At 40.8% G+C, this 24830-nt stretch carries 21 protein-coding genes; 6 read left to right on the top strand and 15 right to left on the bottom strand.

Annotated elements, in window-relative coordinates; all coding sequences use genetic code 11:
• The first annotated feature begins 123 nt into the window (after positions 1-123).
• The 5 genes from lepA to H8B21_RS09015 all read left to right on the top strand — a co-directional run bounded on the left by lepA (position 124) and on the right by H8B21_RS09015 (position 4544).
• Complete coding sequence (lepA, locus tag H8B21_RS09035) at positions 124-1914, top strand: translation elongation factor 4 (protein WP_190313447.1); 1791 nt, start codon at positions 124-126, stop codon at positions 1912-1914.
• 96 nt (positions 1915-2010) lie between these two features.
• Positions 2011-2895 carry a bifunctional 5,10-methylenetetrahydrofolate dehydrogenase/5,10-methenyltetrahydrofolate cyclohydrolase gene (locus tag H8B21_RS09030; RefSeq protein ID WP_190313446.1) on the top strand — a complete coding sequence of 295 codons (885 nt, stop codon included), beginning with the start codon at positions 2011-2013 and terminating at the stop codon, positions 2893-2895.
• Between the two features lie 68 nt (positions 2896-2963).
• A complete protein-coding gene (locus H8B21_RS09025) occupies positions 2964-3530 on the top strand; it encodes a hypothetical protein (protein ID WP_190313445.1) in 567 nt (188 codons plus the stop codon).
• Between the two features lie 70 nt (positions 3531-3600).
• Positions 3601-4053, top strand: coding sequence for a hypothetical protein (locus H8B21_RS09020; protein ID WP_190313444.1), 453 nt, complete (start codon positions 3601-3603; stop codon positions 4051-4053).
• 74 nt (positions 4054-4127) lie between these two features.
• Positions 4128-4544 (top strand): SH3 domain-containing protein, encoded by a 417-nt coding sequence (locus H8B21_RS09015; RefSeq protein WP_190313443.1) that lies wholly within the window; start codon positions 4128-4130, stop codon positions 4542-4544.
• 26 nt (positions 4545-4570) lie between these two features.
• Here the strand turns inward: H8B21_RS09015 and H8B21_RS09010 are convergent, their stop codons facing one another.
• Both H8B21_RS09010 and H8B21_RS09005 read right to left on the bottom strand, forming a co-directional pair.
• Positions 4571-5410, bottom strand: coding sequence for an MBL fold metallo-hydrolase (locus H8B21_RS09010; protein ID WP_190313442.1), 840 nt, complete (start codon positions 5408-5410; stop codon positions 4571-4573).
• A 68-nt stretch (positions 5411-5478) separates the two neighbouring features.
• On the bottom strand, positions 5479-5988 hold the full coding sequence (locus tag H8B21_RS09005) for a hypothetical protein (RefSeq protein WP_190313441.1): 510 nt from the start codon (positions 5986-5988) through the stop codon (positions 5479-5481).
• Between the two features lie 231 nt (positions 5989-6219).
• Here H8B21_RS09005 and H8B21_RS09000 point away from each other — a divergent pair, with 231 nt between their 5' ends.
• Complete coding sequence (locus H8B21_RS09000) at positions 6220-6933, top strand: class I SAM-dependent methyltransferase (protein ID WP_190313440.1); 714 nt, start codon at positions 6220-6222, stop codon at positions 6931-6933.
• A 72-nt stretch (positions 6934-7005) separates the two neighbouring features.
• Here H8B21_RS09000 and H8B21_RS08995 read toward each other — a convergent pair whose 3' ends face one another.
• The 13 genes from H8B21_RS08995 to H8B21_RS08940 form a co-directional block, all read right to left on the bottom strand.
• A complete protein-coding gene (locus H8B21_RS08995) occupies positions 7006-7761 on the bottom strand; it encodes a glycoside hydrolase family 16 protein (RefSeq protein WP_190313439.1) in 756 nt (251 codons plus the stop codon).
• Positions 7762-7769: 8 nt separating this feature from the next.
• Positions 7770-9227 carry a CBM96 family carbohydrate-binding protein gene (locus H8B21_RS08990; RefSeq protein WP_190313438.1) on the bottom strand — a complete coding sequence of 486 codons (1458 nt, stop codon included), beginning with the start codon at positions 9225-9227 and terminating at the stop codon, positions 7770-7772.
• 36 nt (positions 9228-9263) lie between these two features.
• Positions 9264-10631, bottom strand: a complete 1368-nt coding sequence (locus H8B21_RS08985) for a RagB/SusD family nutrient uptake outer membrane protein (RefSeq protein ID WP_190313437.1) — start codon at positions 10629-10631, stop codon at positions 9264-9266.
• A gap of 11 nt (positions 10632-10642) precedes the next feature.
• Positions 10643-13966 (bottom strand): SusC/RagA family TonB-linked outer membrane protein, encoded by a 3324-nt coding sequence (locus H8B21_RS08980; protein WP_223814937.1) that lies wholly within the window; start codon positions 13964-13966, stop codon positions 10643-10645.
• A gap of 176 nt (positions 13967-14142) precedes the next feature.
• Positions 14143-15366, bottom strand: coding sequence for a FecR family protein (locus H8B21_RS08975; protein ID WP_190313436.1), 1224 nt, complete (start codon positions 15364-15366; stop codon positions 14143-14145).
• Positions 15367-15423: 57 nt separating this feature from the next.
• Complete coding sequence (locus H8B21_RS08970) at positions 15424-15984, bottom strand: RNA polymerase sigma factor (RefSeq protein ID WP_190313435.1); 561 nt, start codon at positions 15982-15984, stop codon at positions 15424-15426.
• A 156-nt stretch (positions 15985-16140) separates the two neighbouring features.
• On the bottom strand, positions 16141-17166 hold the full coding sequence (locus tag H8B21_RS08965; protein ID WP_223814936.1) for a hypothetical protein: 1026 nt from the start codon (positions 17164-17166) through the stop codon (positions 16141-16143).
• Positions 17114-17581, bottom strand: a complete 468-nt coding sequence (locus tag H8B21_RS20595; protein WP_223814935.1) for a family 20 glycosylhydrolase — start codon at positions 17579-17581, stop codon at positions 17114-17116. Before H8B21_RS20595 ends, H8B21_RS08965 begins: the two co-directional genes overlap by 53 nt.
• A gap of 236 nt (positions 17582-17817) precedes the next feature.
• The gene (locus tag H8B21_RS08960) at positions 17818-20991 is read right to left on the bottom strand and encodes an efflux RND transporter permease subunit (protein WP_190313434.1); all 3174 of its coding nucleotides are present in this window, start codon (positions 20989-20991) and stop codon (positions 17818-17820) included.
• Positions 20992-21071: 80 nt separating this feature from the next.
• A complete protein-coding gene (locus H8B21_RS08955; RefSeq protein WP_190313433.1) occupies positions 21072-22205 on the bottom strand; it encodes an efflux RND transporter periplasmic adaptor subunit in 1134 nt (377 codons plus the stop codon).
• Between the two features lie 39 nt (positions 22206-22244).
• Positions 22245-23585 (bottom strand): TolC family protein, encoded by a 1341-nt coding sequence (locus H8B21_RS08950; RefSeq protein ID WP_190313432.1) that lies wholly within the window; start codon positions 23583-23585, stop codon positions 22245-22247.
• 1 nt (position 23586) lies between these two features.
• Positions 23587-24162 carry a TetR/AcrR family transcriptional regulator gene (locus H8B21_RS08945; protein ID WP_190313431.1) on the bottom strand — a complete coding sequence of 192 codons (576 nt, stop codon included), beginning with the start codon at positions 24160-24162 and terminating at the stop codon, positions 23587-23589.
• 235 nt (positions 24163-24397) lie between these two features.
• The gene (locus H8B21_RS08940) at positions 24398-24823 is read right to left on the bottom strand and encodes a c-type cytochrome (protein ID WP_190313430.1); all 426 of its coding nucleotides are present in this window, start codon (positions 24821-24823) and stop codon (positions 24398-24400) included.
• Positions 24824-24830 lie beyond the last annotated feature (7 nt).

Here is a 24830-nt window from a genome sequence, read left to right as displayed (position 1 = left end):
TGAACCAAACCTTTCTCCCTTGTCGCTAACGCAAAATATAATTAGATGCTCTTGCCTTTTTACCACCAATATCTGCTTTAAAAAATTTATCTTTGCCAATTAGAATATTGGATAAGGACCTGTATGAAGCATATACGTAATTTTTGTATTATCGCCCATATTGACCACGGGAAGAGCACATTGGCAGATCGCCTGTTGGAGTTTACGAACACCATTACGCAACGGGAGGCTCAAGCGCAACTGTTGGACAATATGGATTTAGAACGTGAACGTGGGATAACGATTAAATCGCACGCCATTCAAATGGAATATACCAAGGATGGCGAGCAATATATTTTGAACTTGATTGATACTCCCGGGCATGTCGATTTCTCCTATGAGGTCTCGCGCTCGATTGCAGCGTGTGAAGGGGCGCTGTTAATTGTGGATGCTTCTCAGGGCATTCAAGCGCAGACGATATCCAATCTATATCTAGCTTTGGAACACGATTTGGAGATTATCCCGGTGCTCAATAAAATGGATTTGCCAGGAGCTATGCCAGAAGAAGTTAAGGATCAGATTATCGATTTGATTGGTGGTAAGCGAGAAGAGATTATACCTGCTTCAGGAAAAACGGGAATGGGGGTGTCAGATATTCTCGAAGCTATTGTCGAGCGTGTCCCACCTCCGGTTGGAGATCCGAACGCACCTTTGCAAGCCTTAATTTTTGATTCTGTCTTTAATTCTTTTAGAGGAATTATGGCTTATTTTAAGGTAGAAAATGGCGAAATCCGAAAAGGCGACCGTGTGAAATTCGTGGCGACTGGAAAAGAATATTTTGCAGACGAAATAGGCACACTTAAACTTAGCCAGGTGGCCAAAGATGTGATAAAAACAGGCGATGTGGGTTATATTATCTCAGGTATTAAAGAAGCGCGTGAAGTGAAGGTAGGAGATACCATTACCCATCGCGATCGTCCGTGTACTGAAGCGATCAGAGGCTTTGAAGAGGTGAAACCAATGGTTTTTGCGGGAATTTACCCAGTGGATACCGAAGATTATGAAGAGCTCCGCGAATCTATGCACCGTTTGCAGCTCAATGATGCTTCGCTGGTTTTTGAACCAGAATCTTCTGCCGCATTGGGATTTGGTTTCCGGTGTGGCTTTTTAGGAATGCTCCACATGGAGATCATTCAAGAGCGTTTGGAACGTGAGTTTAACATGACAGTGATTACCACCGTGCCAAACGTGTCCTATCGTGCATTTCTTACGAAAGATAAAAAAGAGGTTGTTGTGCATAATCCATCGGATTTGCCCGATCCAAGTAAATTGGATTTTATCGAAGAGCCTTATATCAAAGCGAATGTTATCACCAAGGCAGACTTTGTAGGGCCAGTGATGTCATTGTGTATCCAAAAAAGAGGAACGATTATCAATCAATCCTATCTAACGTCGGACCGTGTAGAACTGACTTTTGAAATGCCTATGGGCGAAATCGTTTTTGATTTTTATGATAAATTGAAGACGATTTCTAAAGGATACGCATCATTTGACTATCACCAGATTGGATATCGGCAGTCGGATTTGGTAAAGCTTGATATTCGGTTAAACGATGAGCCTGTAGACGCCTTGTCTTCCCTCATTCATCGGAGCAATGCCTATGATTTTGGAAAGAAAATTTGTGAGAAATTAAAAGAGCTCCTGCCGCGCCAACAATTTGAAATTCGTATACAAGCTTCTATCGGAGCAAAAATTATTGCGCGCGAAACTATTTCGGCCCTGCGTAAAGATGTTACAGCAAAATGTTATGGAGGAGATATTTCTCGTAAACGTAAGTTGCTGGAAAAACAGAAGAAAGGGAAAAAGAGAATGCGTCAAGTCGGAAATGTAGAAATCCCGCAGTCAGCATTCATGGCAGTACTTAAGTTGGATTAAAGAGTAAAGATAAGTTATGAATCCCCGAAGGGCTCAACGAAGTTAACCGAGCTTGCGAGCTCATCGAAGATAATCACGCGTTACGGATCACAAAAAATGAATATATTAGACGGAAAGCTGGTATCAGCAAAAATTAAAGAAGATATAAAAAAAGAAGCTGCAGTATTTACGGCACAATCGGGACGTAAACCGCATTTGGTAGCTATTTTGGTTGGAAATGACGGAGGAAGCGAAACGTATGTAGCTAGTAAGATGCGTAATTGCGAACTCGTAGGTTTTGAATCGACGAATATCCGTTATGATGTGGATGTTACGGAGGACGAGCTAATTGATAAAATAAAGGAGATTAATCAGGATCCGAATATTGATGGACTGATTGTGCAGTTGCCTTTGCCACGGCATATTGATCCGGAAAAGATTACGGAAACGATCGATTATCGCAAAGATGTCGATGGTTTTCACCCAATTAATTTAGGGCGAATGCAACGTAATCTACCGTGTTTCATACCGGCTACACCTTATGGCATTATGCTGATGCTCGAGTATTATGGTATTGATACCGCTGGTAAGAAAGCGGTAGTGGTTGGCCGCAGTAATATCGTAGGATCACCAATGAGTATATTATTGGCCCGTAACAATAATCCAGGAAACTGTACGGTGACTTTAACCCACAGCCGCACAGCAAATTTAAAAGAAGAGGTACTTGCGGGAGATATTATCGTCGCAGCTATTGGCCGTAAGCACTTTGTTACAGCGGATATGGTAAAAGAAGGTGCTGTGGTAATCGATGTGGGCATTAACCGAGAGGAATCTGCGGAGACGAAATCGGGTTTTAAACTTTATGGAGATGTTGATTTTGATGAGGTGTCTAAGAAATCATCTTGGATAACACCTGTTCCCGGTGGTGTAGGATTGATGACTATTGTAGGTCTATTAAAAAATACATTAGAGGCTGCAAAAGGTACAGTCTATCCTAAATAATACTTTTTGGTATAGTAATTGTTTACATAAACAATTAACTATCAAAACTATAATTAAAGGAAAAAGACATGAAAAAATTAATGTTAATAGCAGCAGTCGCAGGTACTATCATTGCTACGTCGTGTAACAACAATCCTAAAAACAATGATACTGATAGTGAGATGACGGCCGGTGAGAAACTGGATCAATCATTGGAAACATTAGAAGAGCATAAAGATCACGCGCATGCTACTTTAAAGGAAGAACTGGCCAAAGCTGAGGAAAGGTTAGATAAAGCAAAAGCTGATTTGGATGATGCGATCGAAAGAGGAGATAAAAAAGCCGAGGAGAGCGCCCGTAAAACCTATGATGAGGCTAACACTGTATGGGAAAAAACAAAAAAAACCGCTCGTGACGCAGGTGTTAAGGTAGAAGAAGGCACAAACAAAGCTGTAGATGCAACCAAAGATGCGGCCAAATCTACAGGAAACGCGTTAGATAGAGCCTATGATAAAACAGTTGATGCCACAAAAAATGCCGCGGATGCTACCGGAAAGGCAATTGATAACGCGGTAGAAAAAACCGGAGAAAAAGCAAATAAAGTTGCTAAAGACGCGGAAAAAAAAGTTGAAGAGATGAAAAATCGCAATAAGTAATCAGTAACTTAAAATATCTTTAGGCCTCCTGAATATTCGGGAGGTTTTTTTTATAGTTATTCGATATAATATGGACATTGCTGCAAAAAAGGAATTATTAAACCATTGTCTTCAACAGATTGAAGGACGATTGGAGGAAATCACTCTTGCAATCCAGCAGGCACAAGAGGCAATAGAAAGCGAAACCAAAAGTAGCGCGGGCGATAAATATGAAACATCACGTGAGATGATACAACAGGATTTAAACCGTTATCACGCACAATTATCACAGACAAAAAAGGATTGGGTTCTACTTCAAAAAACAGATGTCAGAACAAAACAAAAGGCAGAAATAGGTGCTATAGTCGTGACGGAGCAGGTAACCTATTTTATTGCTGTCAGTTTGGGACAACAACAAGTCAATGGGACAAATTTCATCGTAATTTCACCCTCTTCGCCGATCGGGAAACTGCTGTTCGGGTTAGAAGTAAGCGATCGAATCGTCTTTAATGGGACTAAACAGCTTATAACAGCTATTTATTAACCGTAATAATCGACAACGATTCCAAACAATCATCCCTAATTTATTGTTCCATTATCAAGCAACTATTTTGATCCATGGCACTATTCGATAAATATAAAGCACTTTTAGACGAAGCAGGAAATCTAATTACTGAGGATTTGCAGTTTATGGAACAAAACGGTGTTTTGATTATTCGAGGTGTGACTCCCAATGCCGAAGCAAAAAATAAGCTGTGGGATATTTATAGCCAAATCGATCCTAATTTTATTTCGGGAGAAGTTTTATTGGACGTTGATGTTTTGTCTACCGTAAAGGGTTGTAAAGCAAGGCTATTTATGGAAGATCCGATCTTAAATGTTCACAAAGGCCCTGGAGTAGAATTGCCTACTATCGGGAATGTGAAGAAAGGCGAAATAGTTACGGTCATCAGTCGCGCAAACGTCTATTGGTGGCTCGTTCGCATACATAATATCGAAGGATACTGCTATGCGGAAAATATAGAACAGGTATAATCTGAAAAATAATACCTTAAGCAAAATTAGCCGAACATATCTTCCAGCCGGAATGTCTCTTTTAAACGAATACCCTTTTCGGTATGTTGTAATGTGCAGCACGCGTTGATGGGATCATGTTCCAGAAACAATATATATTCGTTATCCACGATTTCTTGCCAGTAATGTTGACGCTCCTCCATCGTGGTCAGCGGCCGAACATCATATCCCATTACATATGGAAGGGGGATATGCCCGACAGAGGGTAGTAAATCTGCCATGTAGAGAATTGTTTTTCCCTGATAACGAATTTGTGGAAGCATCATGGATTCTGTATGCCCGTACGCATAGCGGATGTCAATGTGAGAAGAAAACGGTTCCCCCTCCTTTATAAAGTGCAACTGTCCGCTTTCTTGTATAGGGAGAATATTATCTCGGAGAAATGAGGCTTTTTCTCGAGGATTTGGGTGTATTGCCCATTCCCAATGTTTCTCATTGCTCCAGAAACGTGCATTTTTGAAAGCGGGAAAAAAACGTTCACCGTCTCGTTTTATTGCACCGCCGCAATGATCGAAATGAAGATGTGTAAGAATGACATCGGTGATATCATCGCGGTGGAAACCATATTTTGCTAGTGAACCATCGAGTGTAGCATCGCCATGAAGAAAATAGTGACTAAAAAACTTTTCGTCCTGCTTATCACCTATGGCGGTGTCTACTAAGATTAATTGTTTACTGTCTTCAATGAGGAGCAATCTATTCGTCCAAGTACATAGGTTGCGCTCATCAGCAGGATTGGTACGTTGCCACAATGATTTTGGGACCACACCAAACATAGCGCCCCCGTCCAGCTTAAAGAATCCAGTATCAATAGTATATAGTCTCATGCATGCTTAAATTTATACCTCTATTATAAAGATAGTAAATTTAAACGTGGGGGCTACTTATAAAATATTTACTTTTTAAATAATCCGCCTAGTGCATCTCCTAATTTTCCTTTTTTAACCGCACTTATAGCGTCGTCAAATCCAACTTTACCGTCACCGTTCTGATCTAAGACAGAGCCCGTACCGCCACCGGCGAGAGAACTTATAATGTCACTGATATTAAAATCTCCACTTTGTACTTTGCTGGAAATCATGCTGATGATTTGTGGAATAATAGAATTGGCAAAGCCGCCTGCGGTATTGTTGTCTAACCCAACATTTGTACCCAATTTGGAGGTGAGTGAAGAAATTATAGTTTTTACTATGGGATTAGACGTCAAGGCATTTTTATCTGTATTACCAAGCATATCAGACAAATCACTTAAATTTCCGCCCGAGACGGCTGATTTTAAACCGTCAATCAAAGACGAACCTGTTTCCTTAGCTACATTGCCAGTCAGATTATTAGCGATGTCGCTATTAGTGTCAACCTCTTGAGTTGTTGTCTGTTGGATTATTTGCTGAAGTTTATCGATCATTTTTTTATTTTTTGTTTACTATAAAAATAATAAATCCGATCTGTTTCCCCTGTATTTTACCTCTTTATATTTTATAGAATGTAGTTTTCCGATGACGTAATATTATATAACACTTACCAATTCCGCTATAAGAGTAAACTTCCTCGTGAAGAAAAGCGGGCTCTTAGGCAGCTTTATATTATTTTTAGTATTATTGACAAATTTAGAGAATTTGTTAAAACAAATAAAAAGATGAAATCCACCATTCAGGAAATAGAAGAGCGTTTTGATAAGGACGTTGAGCGTTTTTCTCAGCTGGAAACCGGGCAGCAGACGACATTGGATGCTTCGTTTAATATGGAACTTATAACGGAAGCTATTTCGCGTCGTTATCCTAAACTCGGTACTGTATTAGACATCGGTTGTGGCGCGGGGAATTATATGGTAAAGTTATCGCAAAAGATAACGAATATCGATGTCACTTTGTTAGATTTAAGTCAACCGATGTTAGATAAAGCATGGGAAAGGGTAGGTGAAGTAACGACAGGTAAAGTGGATATACGCAAAGGCGATTTTAGAACAGTTAATTTTGGTACAGAAAAGTATGATGTGATTATCGCAACAGCAGTACTGCACCATCTTCGAGATGATCATGATTGGGAAACCGCATTTAAAAAGTTATTTGATTTATTAAACGAAGGCGGGAGTATCTGGATATTTGATTTAGTGCATCAGGTCGACCCTGCTTTACAGCAATATATCTATCATGATTTGTACGGAAAGTATTTAACAGGGTTGAAAGACGATGAATATAAAGATCATGTATTCGCTTATATCGAGAAAGAAGACTCACCCCGAAGCTTAATGTACCAACTACAGTTACTAGAAAAAGTTGGATTTAAACAAGTGGATATTTTACATAAGCACTTATGCTTTGCATCTTTTGTAGGGTTTAAAGCAGGTTAATAAAGGATTCAAGCTAAAGTAAGCATAAAAGATTTCCGAAATGTTTAGCAAATCGGAAATCCTTTATTGGTATTACTTTATAAATTCTACTTTCTCGATGACCATTTCTTGTTCCTTCGCATCTGAAGGAACTTGGCCGCGGAACAGCCATAAATTGAGTCGCAAACGTTCCGTGCCTTTATGTAATGGAATATCGTTTCCTTTGTAAGTCCATTCATGAATTCGGTTATCTTCATCAACGGATAAGCCATGTCCCTGACGACTGAAAAAATCGATTCTCTCCCGTTGCCAATTAAAGGAATGGGTCGAACGTTCCGTTAATAAGTTTAAATCATAACGTTCTTTGTTGCCGGAACGATCTGACGGTTGTACGGCAAATTGGGAATCTTGGTTTTCCGGATCTGACCACCTAGAAAACTCAATATCTATTTCTTCTTCATCATTGAGATAAGTAAACAAGCCTCCCACGACATGTTGGTCTAATTTGCTTACATCACTAGCTAGATAAAAAACATACTGGCCATAACCCAAGGATTGTTTTAGAACTATTCCCGAACAATACCAGATACCCCCTCGCTGCACAATCTTGAGGTGTAATCTTCCACCTTCATCAACCCACACATTATCTTCCGAATCAGAAAAGTAGTTCGGTCCGGGACCGACTCTTTCATCGTTCGATGTACGAACAATCCAGTCATACCCTGAGAACTTGATTATCCGCTCTGTTGGTCTCACTTGTTCATCGGGTTCATTCGCGTCTGACGAGCAAGACCATAACAACATCGTGACACTAAAGAATATTTTAAAACTATTTAGAAGGAATTGCATATTAAAAACTATTGAATATTTATTTTAACTTCTATATCTTCTATCTCCGCACCAGTCCTATCTCTAGCGGATAGTATCATGGTGTCTTCTCCGGTGCTTTCGCCGTCATGAATGTAAAGCAGGCTTAAGGATTGGAGATCCGTCTGCACAAATTCTCCATTTTGCCCAATGATGTCTGCCCCTCTGATGAGCCAACCTTTTTGCGGAGCAGTTTTCACGGTATAGATGATATCGGCTGCATCAGCACCGGATAGCTCCAGCAGATCTGTATGGATGACTGTCGAACCACCGCTTGATACAGCGACCGGTTCATTTGTTTTTACGACCAAGACATTTTGATTTGTTGCTAATGTAGCGATAATCATCGGAGGATCCAGCGTAGCGTGCTCTTTTGAGGCCAGATCGTCGGTTTTATTACCTGCCGGAGCGGCTCCACTTTCTAACATAAACGACACCCGGCCACTTGGAGACTCATTCTTATAAAAATTCGTGATATCAAAATTGAAAGCATTTACTTTTGATGTGGTTACATACGAAATACGGTCTCCGATTTTGCCTGGCGCATTCTTAAAAGTAATGGTCGATTCCGACCAATTGTTGTTCGCTGCTTTAAAAAGATTTAGCATATAGCCATCTCCCGTGGTGAAACTAACCGCTAATCGGAGTTTCACATCCACAACGATACCCGGTTTTTCAAAATCATCAAGATCAAACATGAGATACGCAAACCTATCATAAGCAGAGTTAAGTGCTGGGCTGGAGTATTTCGGTCTAAGAAGCGGATTCGTACCATAATTGGTGTTTTCATATATTTCACCTGCGCTATTACCAGCGACAAACGAATCAGCTAAAGGGTATATCGTATCTCTCACGAGCGTAGGATCCTCACTATTATCGATAGCCGGAGCAGAAAAATAGACGATAAAATCGACGGCATGTATCACGCCGTTTGTTGGTTCCAGATTAGACGTGCGGATTTCCCATTGTCTCGTAGTCCCTTGGTTGATCAATCCCACGTAGTTGTTATTGCGAGAAAGAAACATGGTTTGTCCGTTTTCTGTTTCGTACGGGAGCGGTTGGTCACGACCAATGGTCGGATCGGTAAAAATAACACGATCTTTTACGATATGGTACCGCAACATGTTTCGTAAAATAGGTAGCGGTATATCTTCTATAGTACTATAACTACTGCTTTCCAGATACGTACTGAAAGCTTTATTATTTGGAATAATAAAAGTCCTTTCTTCCTCCTGATAGAGATTTTGAAGCCCCGTGCGTATAATTGCCCTTTCCAATTGATCAAAATCATCGTTTGCCTGGATGAAGCTCCATGCTGTCACGCCTAATATGCCGTCTACTCCGGAAGGTTCGTATTTAAAATTCTCCTGAATTTCGCAACTTGTCATCAATAACGTAATTGTAATACAAGCCGTTAAAAATCGGTTTAAAATTATTTTCGTTTGCATAATAAATTATCTTTATTATAAATGTTTTTCATCGAACTATCTATAAAATTCGTTTTGTACCAAGTTCGGATTACGATTGATAGCATCCTCATGTATTGGCCATAAGATATTGCGCGAATCTTTTAATCCAGTGATCGGTTCCATCACTTCAATAGCTTTATCTGTCCGGACGAGATCAAACCAGCGGTGTCCTTCGAAACATAATTCTATCGACCTCTCATGCATGATTGCCGAGACCACATCACCGTACTCTTCTATGGCCGTTACTTCAGTCAGCGCTACCAATCCTGCCCGATTACGGATATTATTTAATAAAGGAAGCGCAAGGCTATTGTCGTTTAAACGGGCATGTGCCTCTGCTTTGAGCAACATGATATCGGCCAACCGCACCAAAATAATATTGTTTTGAGACGGATCCGGGCTTTCGTCATTAAAACCTTCGCCAAAAAACTTCCAGATCTTTCGTGGCTGTACCTGCGTATTGTCCCAAATCTTTGATCTACGCAGATCTCCTTCTTCAAAAGAATTCATAAACCGCTGACTTGGAAAATAACTGGCATCGTTACCCAGCGCATAAAGCACCCGCATAGAATTCTTTTGAACCTCATTGTAACCAACTTCAAATACACTTTCGCTACTCAATCCGGCAGAAAACATATTGTTCCAGTCACTAATAGAAACTAAAGAATACAATGGATTATCCGTCACACGTTCCGCCGTTGTAATCGCTTGTTGATATTGTTTGCGCCACATGTATACTTGTGTTAGTATACCATCCGCGCCACCTCTGGTGATCAAAACCCGATCTCGTTCACCTCCGTAATTGGGTGAACAGAATTCAGAAGCATAGGAGAGATCCTCAACAATTTGGTTAAGGATAGTTTCTTTATCCGTTTTGGATAAAAATAAATCCTGTTGTATACTTTCATAAGGCTCTAGGGTGAAAGGGACATCGCCCCATACCCTGACCAAATAGAAATATGCTATGGCGCGCAACGCTCTTGCTTGGCCTATCAATTGATTCCGCAAAGGACTCGTTTCGTCTTCGAAAACCTCGGGAATATATTTTACAGCATAATTAGCCCGACTAATCACGGTGTACAAGTTATTCCAGTTAGACGATGTAATGATTGGTGTCAATGTATTCTGATGGAGTGCGAAAGGATCTCCGGCGTGGTTGGTTTCGACAGCATCTGCTCTTCCTTCTCCCCAATAGGCAAAATTGAGTTGAAATGAAGATTGCATAGCCTCATATATTCCGTAGACGCCTGCCTGTGCATCACTCGTACTTTTGTAAAAACCTTGTGCGGAAAAACTACTGATTGGCTCTTTGTCCAGAAACGAACAGGAGCCCATTAATAGAACGGACAAAAAGGCAATCCATTTTGTAATATATTTTTTCATATCCTACGATGTTAAAGACCTATATTAATACCAAAAATAAATGTACGGCTCTGTGGATACGATCCTTCATCCACGCCTACCCGCAGTCCTGCATAAGAGTTTACATCGGGGTCAAATCCCGTATACTTTGTCCAGGTAATCAGGTTTGTTCCGGTGACAAATGCATCTAAGCTCCGTATACCGATTTTGTTAATCAAAGTTGGGGAGAAACGGTAACGAAGATTGACATTTTTTAACTTGATATAAGAACCATCCTCCACCCATCGGCTCTGCACACGGCTTTCGCTTTGCATAGGATCATCTCGTACAGGTCTCGGATAATCGGTAATGTCTCCTTGCTGACGCCATCTTCTCAATGCATCGGTAGAAAGATTATTGTATCGCACGATAGTATTTCGCTGGTGATTGATCTCACTGTATATATCATTACCATAGGAGAACTGGAACAGCACATTCAAAGAGAAATTCTTATAACTAAAATCGTTGGAAATACCGCCAAAAAATTTTGGTTCCGCTTTACCAATAATCTGTCGGTCGTCCTGATTAATAATATCATCTCCGTTCAGATCGTGCCAAATCGGATCTCCGCCTTTGAAAACGGGGCCCAATGCACCGTTTGTAACCGCATTTACATTATCCTCATCACGGGCATATACACCGTCAAATCTCCACCCGTAGAAAATGCCGATAGGTTGCCCTTCCTGCAAAATATGGTACGCGCCATTTTGAATATAACCATTGGTCAACAAGTTCTCCGGAAGAGATACAATCCGATTGCGGTTTGCGCTGATGTTGAAGTTGGTCGACCATCCGAAATTGCCTACTAGATTTTTGGTTGATAACAAGAACTCAACACCCTTATTTTGGATGTTTCCGATGTTCTGGGTGATCGTGCTAAATCCCGTCGTAGTCGGAATAGGCACTTCATAAAGCAAATCACGGGTATTTTTTACATAATAGTCTGCATTTAACGTCATTCTATTAGCCAGAAACGATAAGTCTATACCCGCATTATACTGCACCGTGGTTTCCCAGGTTAAACTCGCGTTTGGCATAACCGACGGAGCTGCTCCTGAATAATCCAGATAATTGATCCCGACCAAAAATTCGCCTTGGGAAGTGTAATTTCCAATAGCGTGATTTCCGGTACTTCCCATGCTGAAGCGGAGCTTCCCGTCATTCATCACATTTCTTAATCCTTCCAAAAATCGCTCGTCTGTGAAACGCCAACCCACGGAAGCGGAGGGAAAGAAACCAAACCGATTGTCACGGCCAAATCGCGACGAACCATCGGCTCTTAAGTTGACTTCAGCCAGATATTTTCCCTGATAATCGTAGGACGTTCTACCAAAATACGATAGCATGGCACTTTCGGCTTCCACATTAATTCCTTGATTGGAGATAACACTCGCTGCGTTCAGTGTTCGGATGTCATCACTCGGAAAAAACATACCATCCAGCCCCGTACGTTCAAATCGCCAGTCTTGCAAACTGAATCCAAGTAAAGCACCAAAATTATGGTCGTTGGCGAATGTCTTGTTGTAGCGTAAGATATTTTCGTTTGCCCAAGTAATATTGTTCGTACTTCTGACGGCTCCAGTATTGTAACCTTCTCTATAATCCAATATCGACGGCATGAATTCATTCTCCTTCATCGTAGTGAAATCGAAATGTAGGTTACTGCGAAAACTCAGCCCATCCATAATTTCATACTCGAGGTATTCGCTTCCGATAATTCGGTGACTTTTATTATTATGTGTAGCATGCATGGCAATACCTACGGGGTTTCGTCGTCCCAATTGATAGCCATTCAATGATCCGTCGGGAAAATACATGGACATGACCGGAGGTCTGACTAACAGCTCACGAATAACGCTCAGGTTTCCTGTTCCACCTGCATTAATCCGATTGTTTGTTGCATTGGTGTAAGCAATGCTTTGCCCGATTTTCAACTTATTGGATACATCGAAATCGACGTTCAATCGGGAAGTGATGCGTTTGTAATTATTGCTGATAATAATACCGTCTTGATCCAGATAAGAATTGCTCCATGAATATTGTACTTTGTCGCTTCCTCCGCGAACGGCCAAATCCACTTTATACTGTCCAGCGCTTCGTAACAATTCTCGTTGCCAGTCGATATCACCGTTGTTGGAGGGGTTCAATGAATCTAATACCGTCCAGAAAGGTTCTTCGGGAGTCTCCATATTATTATACGAATCGATTACCGCTGCCCGGTATTGACTAGCATTCAAAACCCCTAGATGGCGTGTGATCGAACTTACTCCCGTCATGAAATTAGCCGTTATTTGCGCTTTTCCTTCTGCACCGCGCTTGGTGGTAATCAATACCACACCGTTTGCGGCGCGTGAACCATAAATAGCTGTTGATGCAGCATCTTTAAGTATTTCGATCGAAGCAATATCGTCCGGGTTGATGTCTGCTAAGGGGTTTAATCCAAAATTTTCCGTGCCGTTGAGCGACGATAGAGAATTAGACTCTATCGGGACACCATCGACCACAAAAAGTGGATTATTACCGGAATTTAGCGAAGAATTTCCTCTAACGCGGATAGTCATTTCACCTCCCGGGGCACCCGAATTAGAGGTGATCTGTACACCCGGCGCACGTCCCTGCAAAATAGAAATCGGATCTTGAAGTGTTGTTTTTTCAATCTCATCACTTCCTACCGAAGCAACCGATCCGGTCAAATTTCGTTTTTTCTGCTGCCCATAAGCCACCACAACCAAATCCTCCATTTCTACTGTTTGATCTTGAAGTACAACGGACAGTTCTTTTTGATCTCCTATCGTTACCGTTACCGACGCTTTACCAACATATGAAAATATGAGCCTATCTTGTGGTGTTGCGAGAATGGAAAAAGTACCGTCTTGCCCTGTCAAGACGCCGTTGCCCGCGCCTGCATTAACGCGTACGGTAGCGCCAGCAATAGGTGAGCCGTTTGTATCCCGAACTCTGCCTCTGATAGGCGTCTGTTGTTGCCGGTTCATAGGAGCTGCTTTCGAACCGGATATGGTCTCTTTGTTCAGTACGATGTTTTTTCCTGTTTGTTTGTATTTAATTTCGAAAGGAGACAAGACGTCTTCGAGTACTTTATAAAGATGCGCGTTTTTGTAGTTTACGTTTATCCTGGCTGATTCGGGAATAATGCGTTGATCAAACAGAATATTATAGCCGCTTTGTTTTTGTAACTCGCGAAGTACATAATCTAACTTAACATTCTTCTTGTGTAGAGTGACTTCTTGTCCAATAGCAGATGCATTGACCTGCAATGTTGCCGCAAGTAGAAAGGGGAGGGCTAAGGATAATTTCATTACTACAGGATTTTTGTTCGTAAGGCATATTTCCCATAGCAATATGCCCAACCAATTTTTTTTATACATTTGTATTCGGTTGATTTATAATTTAACACGTTAGTTTTCAATCGTTAGTCAAATTGACTAAGCTATGGGAGGTGCTGGTAACACCTCCTATTTCTTAAATAAACTTTTTATTTCATTACGGTTATCCTCCTTCCGTTCAGTTTGAGTTTTACAGATCCTGTCCATTCTATGGTTTGAAGCAATGTGTCAATGTTTTCGAATTTAGACACCTTACCCGAAAACTTTATATCACTTACTTCAGTTTTGTATTCTACATCGACATCGTACCATCTGGCGATATCTTCCATCACGTTTTTTAATGGTGCATTGTCAAAGGCAAAATCTCCGCTTTTCCACGATGTCACATAATAGGGATCTATTTGTTCAACACTTATTTTTTCTGATTTGTAATCGTAAACCGATTGATCATTGGGTTGGAGAATATAAAATTGATCGTCGGATTTACCTTCAAATGCTATCTTTACGCGTCCCTCGATTAGTGTGGTTGTTATTTTATCTCGGAACGTGTTTATATTGAATTCAGTGCCCATTACTTCTAAAACCTGTCCTTTTGATTTTACTAAAAAGGGGACACGTTTGTTATTGATCGTTGATTTCGATACATCAAAATAGGCCTCGCCTTCTAATTCTACCTCTCTGGCGGATGCCCCATGGAATGAAACAGGGTATTTAAGTGTGGAATTTGCATTTAACCAAACCTTAGTGCCGTCAGCCAGTTGGATAGTATATTCTCCGCCTCTTGGAGTAATAAGCGTATGTACGCCGGCTGTTTGACTGTTCATATCGGAAGATCCGAGATAGGAGATACCTTTATTCTTGTCGTTGACGGTATAAAAACCGTTCTTTTTTATATTTGCTGGACTAGATTGATCTCCCAGCTCTTGATAAGTTCCGTCTTCAAATACAATTCTAGCCTTATTACTGCCGGGGAGCACTACTGCATGTGTTTCAGCCATATTGGAAAGGCTGTTGTTCTTTTCAGAACTCGGGTAGAAGAAGATAAAATATACGCTAAAAAAAATAAGGAGCACCGCAGCTGCTGTGATTATTTTTTGGACTCTCGCTCGTGCTTGTTTTTTAGCTATGTCGGTCGATTTGCTTCGAATAACAGCGGCGACCTCAGGCTTAGAACGTATACGATCGTACAATTTTTTGCTGTCGTCAGTGGAAACTTTTAAAGTCTTTTCTTCATGCAATTGATCCCATAGAAGTAAAATCTCTTTTTCAATGTGTGGATGCTGCATCAATTCATGCAGTTCAACATTTTCATCAGCAGAACATTTGCCCTGTTGGCGTTTCTTAATAAGATATATTAAACGTTGTTTGTCCAATTTTGTGTGCTTTATTGTATTATATCGCACAAGATTGGAAATAGGACTAGGTGTTTTTTAAAAAATCAGAAAAAAGCATATTAATCTCTGTAACTTTATCCGAACGGTTTTTGTTGCGACAGCTAAATGGTTTTTTACTGTGTTCTTGGAAATGGCGAGCTGGTCTGCAATTTCCTGACAAGAAAGGTCTTCGATTTTGTTGAGTACAAAAACTCGTTTTTGTTGCTGGGGAAGTTCTTCTATAATCTTATGTAGGCTATCATGTAGTTCTTTTATCAAGACAGCCTCTTGCGTGTCGTGTGGATTTCTATTGGAAAGAGCGCCGATATACCCCAAAGCCTCTTCGCGGATTACCTTTCTACGAAAATGAGAGACAGCAATCCTTTTAGAAACGGCATAAAGAAAGGGCAGTATACTTTCTGCCCCGTGTATTTTATCCCTATAAATAAAAAGTTGGGTAAAGGTATCTTGCGTAATTTCTTCGGCTTCCTCCTTATGATGGCAAAACCCATAGACATATTGTAGAATAACTTGATGGTGTAGCTCAAATATTATTCTAAAAGCGTTCGAGTACCCCGCTCTAAAGTCCGCAAAAATCGTTTCAGACACCTCTTTCATTATTTATTTTGTCAGGCCATTGGTAGAATTATTATGAAACAAAAATATTCGTTCTAACGAATCCTTATTTCAAAGATAGGAAATAAAGATAGTCATTCCCAAAAATTAAATTATGTCGGTTAATCGACATTAACCAAATTGTTAACACGGCGTGAATCAATCTATTTTATTTCTGGATAGACGCTGTTGCAGTAGGCGAATCTTGCTGTTCCTATAGTCGTTCTCCTGTTTCAATTCTGCTTCGAAAAAAGAATTTTTATTTAACCGTATAAAGCGCTCATCCAAATCTGCCATATCCAAAGCTTCCAACGCTGCTAATGTTTCCGATATATCGTCTTCTTTAAAATCAACTGAATTTACCCTCATTTCTATAGCGGTAAAAGTCAAATATTGCAACCGAATATCTGCCATCAGCCGATAATGCTCAAATTCGTCCTGATTCAGGCTTGGTTGTAAGCGGCGTAGTGTGGAGGCGACCATCTGAGCGCTGTCTAAGAAGGAAGGCATCGACAAATTTGTATCACTAATCTGTCCTTGTACAATTTCATAGGGAATAGCTTTCAACGCCGTCCAAAAATCTTTAGCCTTTTGCTGACCAAAACCATACCGTTTTTGAGCGTATTGAAGAACAAATGATTCTATATCTAACGGTTTTGTATTGTTCACCCCTTCAAAGAAAGCAGCAATCAATAAGTTGAAACCTGTGATCGGATAAACGCGCCGGATAGCTTGCAGATCAGACGCATCTCTGGTAGATTCCCATATAGTCGAATAGAGGCCTGATGTAGACCACGAGGTCATAATAAGACCTTTATAACCAAAATTCCTGGCCTGTGGAATGAAATCCCTGATATTTCTAAAATGTTTCTCCCATTGCGTCAAGAAATAATTGTCTGGATGACTCCTTATTGATGGAGCTCCCCATACTTCAAAACCACTATTTAACAAATTATGGTGATCACCAAACATATTGATGTCCCAACCGTAGTTCCAATCCACAAATACGGTCTCTTTAGGTAAACCTTGTAGTGCATCCGGATATTTCAATGCAATATCAGCCCAGAGCACCGGCCGTTTTCCTAATCCGACGACAATATCACAAAGTAGCTTTATAAAATCGCCATAAAGCCTACCTTTGCCTACTTCTGCTGCCTTTTTTTTTTGATTCTGGTGAATGCCCAAGTAGATAGGTTTCGTCTCCTCCGATGTGGATATATGCTGATGTGTGCGTGGAAATAAGATCCTGGTACAATTCAGTAAATAGTTCTCGGTTCAATTCTTCTTTCAACGGATTGACCTGGGAATAATCTTTTTGATCTTCTCGAAGATCCTTGTAACGATGATGTCTAAGGATATATTCTACATGACCAAAACTCTGTTGAAGGGGAATGACGTCAATCTTGAGTTGATTACAATAGGCGATGAAATCAATGACTTCTTCACGGGAATAGGCAAATCTATTGGCAATCAAAGGATGTTTCTCGAACGGATAGGTGCCTTCCCATTCCATTACCAACGTGTTGATGCCATTTTCACTTAGTTTTTTTGCGAAAGCTTTTAATGCGGGCATGGTCATCACTTGTATTCTAAGGTCCAAATGGAAGCCTTTTATTTTAAAGTCGGAGGGTTCTGTTCTCGTTTGTTGAGCTTGTAGAGAAAAAGAAGAACACATGAAAACCCAAAAAATAGCGATAAATAAAACGGAATTTTTAAAATGCATTTTGTGATTATTTCTTAAGTCAGCAAATACTATATCATATAGTATATCGCACGACGTTGGAAATAGGACTAGGAGGGCATAAAAAAAGCAGTCCGTTTGGACTGCCTTTTAATTTAATGCGAACTTAAGTTCTTCGCTTTTTCCTCATCAAAATTAGCTTCTAATTCAGCAAGCTTTTTCTTTCCATAAGCCATTCTGGTAATGACATAAAACAGGACGGGGATAATAAATATACCGAGCAATGTGGCAACGCTCATACCGCCAAATACCGTCCAGCCGATCGTTTGGCGAGAGAAGGCACCAGCGCCAGTTGATAACATCAATGGGATAATACCTAAGATAAAGGCAAAGGATGTCATGATGATAGGTCTTAATCTCAGCTTCACGGCATCTAATGTTGCTTCCATTAATGGCATGCCAATATCCACCCGTTCTTTTGCGAATTCTACAATAAGGATGGCATTTTTCGATGCTAGACCAATAATAGTAACTAAACCAATCTGCGCATAAATATTGTTATCTAAAGCAGGTATAAACAACAAGGTCAATATCGCACCGAATACACCGATAGGTACAGATAACAAAATGGAGAATGGGACAGACCAACTTTCATATAGGGAAGCCAATAGCAAGAACACAAATACAATACATAAGGCGAAAATCATAATCGTCATATTACCGGATTGTTTTTCTTGCAAGGATATACCCGAAAAATCATACCCATACCCGTCGGGCAAAGTTTGAGCAGCAACCTCTTCCAAAGCACGCAGCGCATCCCCCGAGCTATATCCCGGAGCGGCGGAACCGCTCACCTCTATGCTTCGGAAGATGTTGTAGTGGTTGATAATAGACGGATTTTGTACCAGCTCCCAGTTAATCAGTGTGCTCAATGGAACAGATTCACCTCGGACGTTATTGACAAATAACTTATTGAGATCCTCAATGTTCATCCGGAAATCTTGATCTGCCTGCGTGACCACACGGAAATTACGTCCGTAGCGCGTAAAATCGTTTACATACGCTGAACCTAAATAAGCAGAAATGGTACTGTAGACCGACGATACAGGAACAGCCATTCTTTTTGCTTGTTCTCTATTAACCGTAATCTTAAAGTTCGGTGAATTGGAGTTGAATAGGGTATATGCCATGCCTATTTCCGGACGTTGGTTTACCGCGCCTAAAAATTGTCTGACCACTCCTTCAAATTGCTTGATATCCACAGTTTGATGGTCTTGTATCATCATAGAGAAACCTCCGGATGCTCCAAGTCCTGGGATAGCAGGAGGGGTTACAGCTAAAACGCTCGCTTTGTCATAGCCACCATATTTAGCCATAATACCTCCGGTAACCTCGGCAGCAGTTCGTTTACGCTCAGACCAAGGTTTCAGCGAAACGAATAAAGTTGCTCCATTTGATTTAAAAGATCTATTTAAGATGTTAATTCCGGCGATAAGCGTAACATGTTTGATTTCGGGAAAATCTTTACGTAGATCTGCTTCAATCTCGTCAAGCACCGCTGCTGTACGCCCCGCAGAAGCTCCTTCAGGTAAGGTTACGCCCGCAAAGAACATTCCGTTATCTTCCGTAGGAATAAATCCTGTTGGCTTTATGCTAAACATGTATCCGGTGCCTACATATAAACATAGTAGAATAATAAGCGCTAATGGTGCTTTTCGTATAACAGCTTTTACGCCTTTAGAGTACTTGTGCGTTACACGATCGAACCACAGATTATATTTGTAGAAAAATTTATTCAAGCCTTTAGCATCCTTGTTTACTGCGGTGGGTCTCATCATAATAGAGCACAAAGCGGGTGTAAGGGAAAGTGCTATAAAAGCAGATAGCAATACGGACACAGCGATGGTAATAGCAAACTGCTGATAGAGTTGGCCGACCATTCCGGGAATAAAACCAACCGGAACGAATACGGCAGCCAAGATAAAACCGATGGCAATTACCGGAGCAGTGATATCTTTCATCGCGTGTCGGGTAGCTTCTTTGGCATCCATCTTATAATGGTCGATATAGTGCTGCACAGCCTCTACGACCACGATGGCATCATCTACCACAATACCGATCGCCAATACGAACGCCAACAACGTAAGGTTGTTGATGGAAAATCCAAACAGGGTAAAAAAGATAAATGTTCCCACAATAGATACCGGAATCGCGAGTACAGGAATCAATGTTGCTCTCCAGGATTGTAGGAAGAAGAACACGACTACAGTAACCAATAACAACGCTTCTACCAACGTATGGATAACGGACGAAATGGATGCGTTAACTACGGAAACAGTTTCATAACCTACTACATAATCTACGTCTTCAGGAAAGGATTGTTTTAAATTTTCTAATGCGGCATAAATACCGTCCGCCGTTTCTACGGCATTTCCTCCCGGTGTCTGCGCAACCATCATCCCGGTGGAAACCATACCGTTCACCCGTGTAGTTGTAGCATATGCGAATGAGCCTAGTTCCACTCTTGCCACATCTTTCAACTGCACAATGGAACCGTCAACAGGATTTGTTTTGACGATGATTTCTTCGAAATCCTCCTCAGAAGATAAATCAGAGTCCGTGATAACCGGATATTCGAATACTTGTGAGTTGTGTTGCGGTGGCGCACCTACGGAACCACCCGGCATACGTAAGTTTTGTTCCGCTATCGCGCTTGAAACATCGGCAGGGGTTAAATTTAATGCCGCCAATTTATTGGCGTCGAGCCATATCCGCATAGAGAAGGGTTGACCAAAGGCAGTTACATCACCCACACCCTTAACCCGCATGATCGCGTCCCGAACATATAAGTTGGCGTAGTTCGCTAAAAACTTATCATCCCGTGTTCCGTTGGGCGATACTAACGAGACAAGCATTAAGATGTCCGTATTTGCTTTACGTGTAGTTACCCCTAACCGGCGTACAGCCTCCGGTAATGCCGGCTCGGCAATACCGACACGATTTTGTACATCAAGGGTAGCGATATCGATATCTGTACCTACTTCAAAGGTGACGGTTATACTCGACTGCCCGTTTGATGTACTATTAGAAGACATGTAAATCATGCCCGGCGTACCGTTAATCTGGCTTTCTATCGGCGTTGTTACCGTCTGTTCAACGGTTTGCGCATCCGCACCGGTATAGTTTGCCGTCACCGTAACAGTAGGAGGGGCAATGGATGGATATTGACTGATAGGCAACGTCATAATGGAAATCGTACCTATAATCATAATCAATATAGAGATGACGATTGCCGTGACGGGCCTTCTTATAAAAACTTCTGATATCATTTTTTATTTCTTATTGAGATTCGTAACTCTTCGTTCGTAACGCGTGATTTATTGTTTTACTACTGTTAACCGATCACTTGTTACGGTTTACTTGTCTCCGGTTCTTTTTCGACAACTTTTGCTCCGCTTCGTACATTCAGGATGCCATCGACAACAATTTTATCTCCGGCTTCTACACCTGAATTTACTACCACTTTATCTTCTAGTTTTAAACCAAGCTCTACAGGACGTATCTCCGCTTGGCTGCTATCATTTACCACATATACATTATACACGCCTAACTGATCCTGTACAGCTTTAAACGGAATAACCAATTGTTCCGTAGCCGAAGTACTCTTCACATTCATGGTGACGTTCATGCCTGCACGCAAATCGTTTTGTGGATTGCTGAATGATGCACGTACTTTCAACCTTCCGGTAGTAGGATCAACAGCTCTATCCATGGTCGCGATTTTTCCAGCATGGGTGTACGTGCTTCTGTCAGGTAAAGAAACACTGATTTCAGTAGATGATTTGCCAGACTGATAAGCTGCAAATTCGGAAATCTCCCTTTCGCTGATTTGAAATTCAACAGCTATCGGATCGATCGCACTGATTGTATTTAAAAGCGTTGTGCCTGGCGAGACCAACGCACCTGTACGTACCTGCGAAATGCCTACAGCACCACTAAACGGAGCGCGTATAATAGATCGTTCCAGATTTGTTTGTGCGGTTGTCAATGCCGCCTGTGCTGCTTGTACCTGTGCTTTTTGGTTGCTTACATCCGTTAAAGCATAGTCCAATGTCTGTTTGGCAATCGCATCTTGCTCTGCAAGTGTTTGGTATCGTGTTAAATCTTTTTCGACACGTTGCAGGTTTGCTCTCGCAATCTCTAAATTGGCTTTTGCTTGATCTACAGCCGCTTGATAACGGATGCGGTCAATTTCATACAAGGGTTGTCCCTGTTTTACCGTTGCACCGTCCGCTACATATATTTTAGTCACATAGCCGGATACCTCTGCCAGTAGATTAGCTTCTTGAAGGGGGACAACACTAGCGGGGTATTGTTTTGTGCCGGAAACAATCTGTTTCTCAACAGTTGCTGTCGTTACGGGAACAGCTCTTTCCCCAGGAGCTGCCCCTTGTTGTTGCTTTGCTCCATCCTTGGAGCCGCAAGATTGCCAGAACAATGCAGAACCTATAATTAGTGCAGAAAATAAATAGTTCTTATTCATGTTTTCGTGTATTTCTTGGTTGAATGATAAGGTGTGTTTTTATAGTGTTGTTTCTACCGTACCCAATGCTTTTTGAATGTCTAACTTGCTGGAAAGAACAGTATATAAAGCATTCAGGTAGTTTAATTGTGTTGTTCGAAGATCGCTTTCGGCTGTCATCAACTCTAGATAGGTTTTCACACCCGCATCATATTGTAACTTGATCGTGTTATAGACTTCTTCGGACAATTCCATGTTTTCTTTCGCATTTCTCCATTCGTTCATATTGGAACGATAGCTTGCCATTGCCGCGGAATATTCTGCGCTGATCATATTTTCCAGATTCTTCAAATCCCATTCAATTCTTTCTTCTTCTAATTCTGATCTGCGGATTTCTTGTATACGTTTTGTTCCGGTGAAAATAGGGAAACTTAGTGACAGCCCTATAGCAGAGCTTGGGTAGTTGTGTGCATACAACTGGCTAAACTCGTTGTTTAGGTAATTGAAATTGTAATTTGCGTAAGCACCCAATCGCGGCATAAAGCTCCATTTTTGGTATTGGGTATTCAACTTCTGGATTTCCCGCAAAGTTTCCAGCTGGCGGAATTCCACACGGTTGGCAATATGAAGCAGTTCAGTGGTATCCAATAGGATATTGGATTCCAACGACTGATTGACAAAGGATAGTGAAATTTCTTCCGCTGTCGGAATATTTAAAAGAGATTTTAGATAATCATACTTATATTTACGAGCCTCGTTAGCTGATTTTAATTGTGCATTGGCGTTGTTCAACGATATCTGTGCCCTTTTATAGTCTATCTTATCGACTAATCCAGTTTCGTAACGTGCATTAGCTTCTGTATACTGGCGTTTTAGACGGACAATATTCTCATTAATGATCTTAATGGTTTCTTCTGAAGTAAGGATGTCATAATACGCTTTACTTACGTCCACCACCGTATTGACTTTTGTGTTCTCCAAATTTAAGTTATTCTGTTGACGTATATATTTCGCCGCACGGGATGCTTGAAATAATTCTGGGCTAAGAATTGCCTGATCAGCTTGAAAACCAACGGTACTATTATTTTTTACCCCTAACTGTCTGGCTTGGCCTTCGAACACCATAGTTTGTAATTTGATATTGTGTATCAGAGAAGCCGAAGCATTAATTTGTGGAAGCCATCCTGACAATGCAGATGCAATTTCCCGCTCTCCAATCTCCTGGTCAATTTGAGCCTGTTTTAAGTCTATCTTATTGCGCAGCGCATAGTCAATTAGCTCGTCCAGTGTTGCTTCGCTGTTGAGTTTCTCAGATTCCGCATTATTAACAGATTGTGCTTGTGCGTATCCTGCGACACAGCACGCAAGAAATAACGATAAAGCAACTTTTTTAAACTTCATATTATTGATTTTTAACACCATTCCAAATTATTTCAATTAAATCCTCACGGCCTTTAGCATGCATTTTACAAAATCCGTATGTAACCATTTTGACATGGGATGTAGCCGATCCTATGTAGATAGATATTAAGGTATAGAAACTTACGTTTCGGATAATGCCAGACTTTATCCCTTCTTCAAAAAATAAATGCATTTTATCAACACCATAATAAGTACTCTTCTTTTGTTTTATGAGCTCATAATAGGGCGAAGAATAAAATTGTTCTATAAACCAAAAAGTCTCTTTATGCGCCAGATAATAATCAACCAAACGGTTCCAGATGTAAAAGAACTTCTCCTTATAGGACAGGTCTTCGTTAAAGTTGAAAATATGCTCATTTGTTTTTTCCCGACAGTACTTGAAAAGTTCTAAAATCAACTCGTCTTTGGAATTGAAATAGTGATAAATCGTGCCTGTCGCCACATTAGCATGAGCAGCAATCTGGCTCATCGGAGTGCCATGAAAACCATGCTCATTAATGAGCTTGAGCGTGCTTTCAAAAATAGCCTCTTTTTTATTTAGCAATTGAACGTTCATTCGGTTGCAAATGTAGTAAAAAAATGCACCCACCAATGTCAAATATTTGTTATATAACAACAAAGGTTAGTGTCAATATGACACTAATGTTAATTTTTTGTTAAATATTGGGTTTTAGGGCTGTTTTATTTGCAGAATCAGCATATCCGCCTTATATTTGTTCTATCATAATTTAGGTTTATAATTGGTTAGTTTAGTAAGGTTTCCATTCTCCCCGTTTGGAAACCTTCTTTTTTTATAGACAATTTTCTAGACTGCTTTTTACATCTTCCTGCGTGTAGGTTTTCGTGCTATTTCCAAATGTGGTGGTGATATAGGTCAATATATAGGCAATATCTATATTAGTCAACTGCGGATTTCCAGGCATATCGCCCTCAAAGGTTTTTCCACCAATCTCAACAGGGCCTGTCATGCCGTTTTTAACGATACAAGCTAGTTTTTCCTTGTTCTGCTGTAGGTACGCTGTATCGGTCAATGGAGGATAGAGCATTCCCAATCCCTCGCCTTTCGACCCGTGGCAACTTTGGCAATGTGTGACGTAAAGCTTTTGGCCGTTTACAGCATACTGTGCCGTTTCGATACTCACATTCGGCTGGCAGGAAAAAATAAGCATACCGAGAAATATGCTTATTCCTGTCAATGAAAATATCGTGTTTTGCATTCTTTAA

Origin of the sequence: Sphingobacterium chuzhouense, assembly GCF_014692525.1 — a bacterium.
Classification (GTDB): domain Bacteria; phylum Bacteroidota; class Bacteroidia; order Sphingobacteriales; family Sphingobacteriaceae; genus Sphingobacterium; species Sphingobacterium chuzhouense.
The sequence above is the reverse complement of the archived record's forward strand: the minus strand, read 5'-3'. Positions and strand labels throughout refer to the sequence as shown.

Coding starts and splice junctions, on each gene's coding strand:
- H8B21_RS09015 (WP_190313443.1), top strand. CDS start 4,128: ATGGCACTATTCGATAAATATAAAGCACTTTTAGACGAAGCAGGAAAT.
- H8B21_RS09025 (WP_190313445.1), top strand. CDS start 2,964: ATGAAAAAATTAATGTTAATAGCAGCAGTCGCAGGTACTATCATTGCT.
- H8B21_RS08970 (WP_190313435.1), bottom strand. CDS start 15,984: ATGAAAGAGGTGTCTGAAACGATTTTTGCGGACTTTAGAGCGGGGTAC.
- H8B21_RS09000 (WP_190313440.1), top strand. CDS start 6,220: ATGAAATCCACCATTCAGGAAATAGAAGAGCGTTTTGATAAGGACGTT.
- H8B21_RS08955 (WP_190313433.1), bottom strand. CDS start 22,205: ATGAATAAGAACTATTTATTTTCTGCACTAATTATAGGTTCTGCATTG.
- H8B21_RS08980 (WP_223814937.1), bottom strand. CDS start 13,966: ATGAAATTATCCTTAGCCCTCCCCTTTCTACTTGCGGCAACATTGCAG.
- H8B21_RS08950 (WP_190313432.1), bottom strand. CDS start 23,585: ATGAAGTTTAAAAAAGTTGCTTTATCGTTATTTCTTGCGTGCTGTGTC.
- H8B21_RS08990 (WP_190313438.1), bottom strand. CDS start 9,227: ATGCAAACGAAAATAATTTTAAACCGATTTTTAACGGCTTGTATTACA.
- H8B21_RS09020 (WP_190313444.1), top strand. CDS start 3,601: ATGGACATTGCTGCAAAAAAGGAATTATTAAACCATTGTCTTCAACAG.
- lepA (WP_190313447.1), top strand. CDS start 124: ATGAAGCATATACGTAATTTTTGTATTATCGCCCATATTGACCACGGG.
- H8B21_RS08940 (WP_190313430.1), bottom strand. CDS start 24,823: ATGCAAAACACGATATTTTCATTGACAGGAATAAGCATATTTCTCGGT.
- H8B21_RS08995 (WP_190313439.1), bottom strand. CDS start 7,761: ATGCAATTCCTTCTAAATAGTTTTAAAATATTCTTTAGTGTCACGATG.
- H8B21_RS08985 (WP_190313437.1), bottom strand. CDS start 10,631: ATGAAAAAATATATTACAAAATGGATTGCCTTTTTGTCCGTTCTATTA.
- H8B21_RS09010 (WP_190313442.1), bottom strand. CDS start 5,410: ATGAGACTATATACTATTGATACTGGATTCTTTAAGCTGGACGGGGGC.
- H8B21_RS09005 (WP_190313441.1), bottom strand. CDS start 5,988: ATGATCGATAAACTTCAGCAAATAATCCAACAGACAACAACTCAAGAG.
- H8B21_RS09030 (WP_190313446.1), top strand. CDS start 2,011: ATGAATATATTAGACGGAAAGCTGGTATCAGCAAAAATTAAAGAAGAT.
- H8B21_RS08960 (WP_190313434.1), bottom strand. CDS start 20,991: ATGATATCAGAAGTTTTTATAAGAAGGCCCGTCACGGCAATCGTCATC.
- H8B21_RS08945 (WP_190313431.1), bottom strand. CDS start 24,162: ATGAACGTTCAATTGCTAAATAAAAAAGAGGCTATTTTTGAAAGCACG.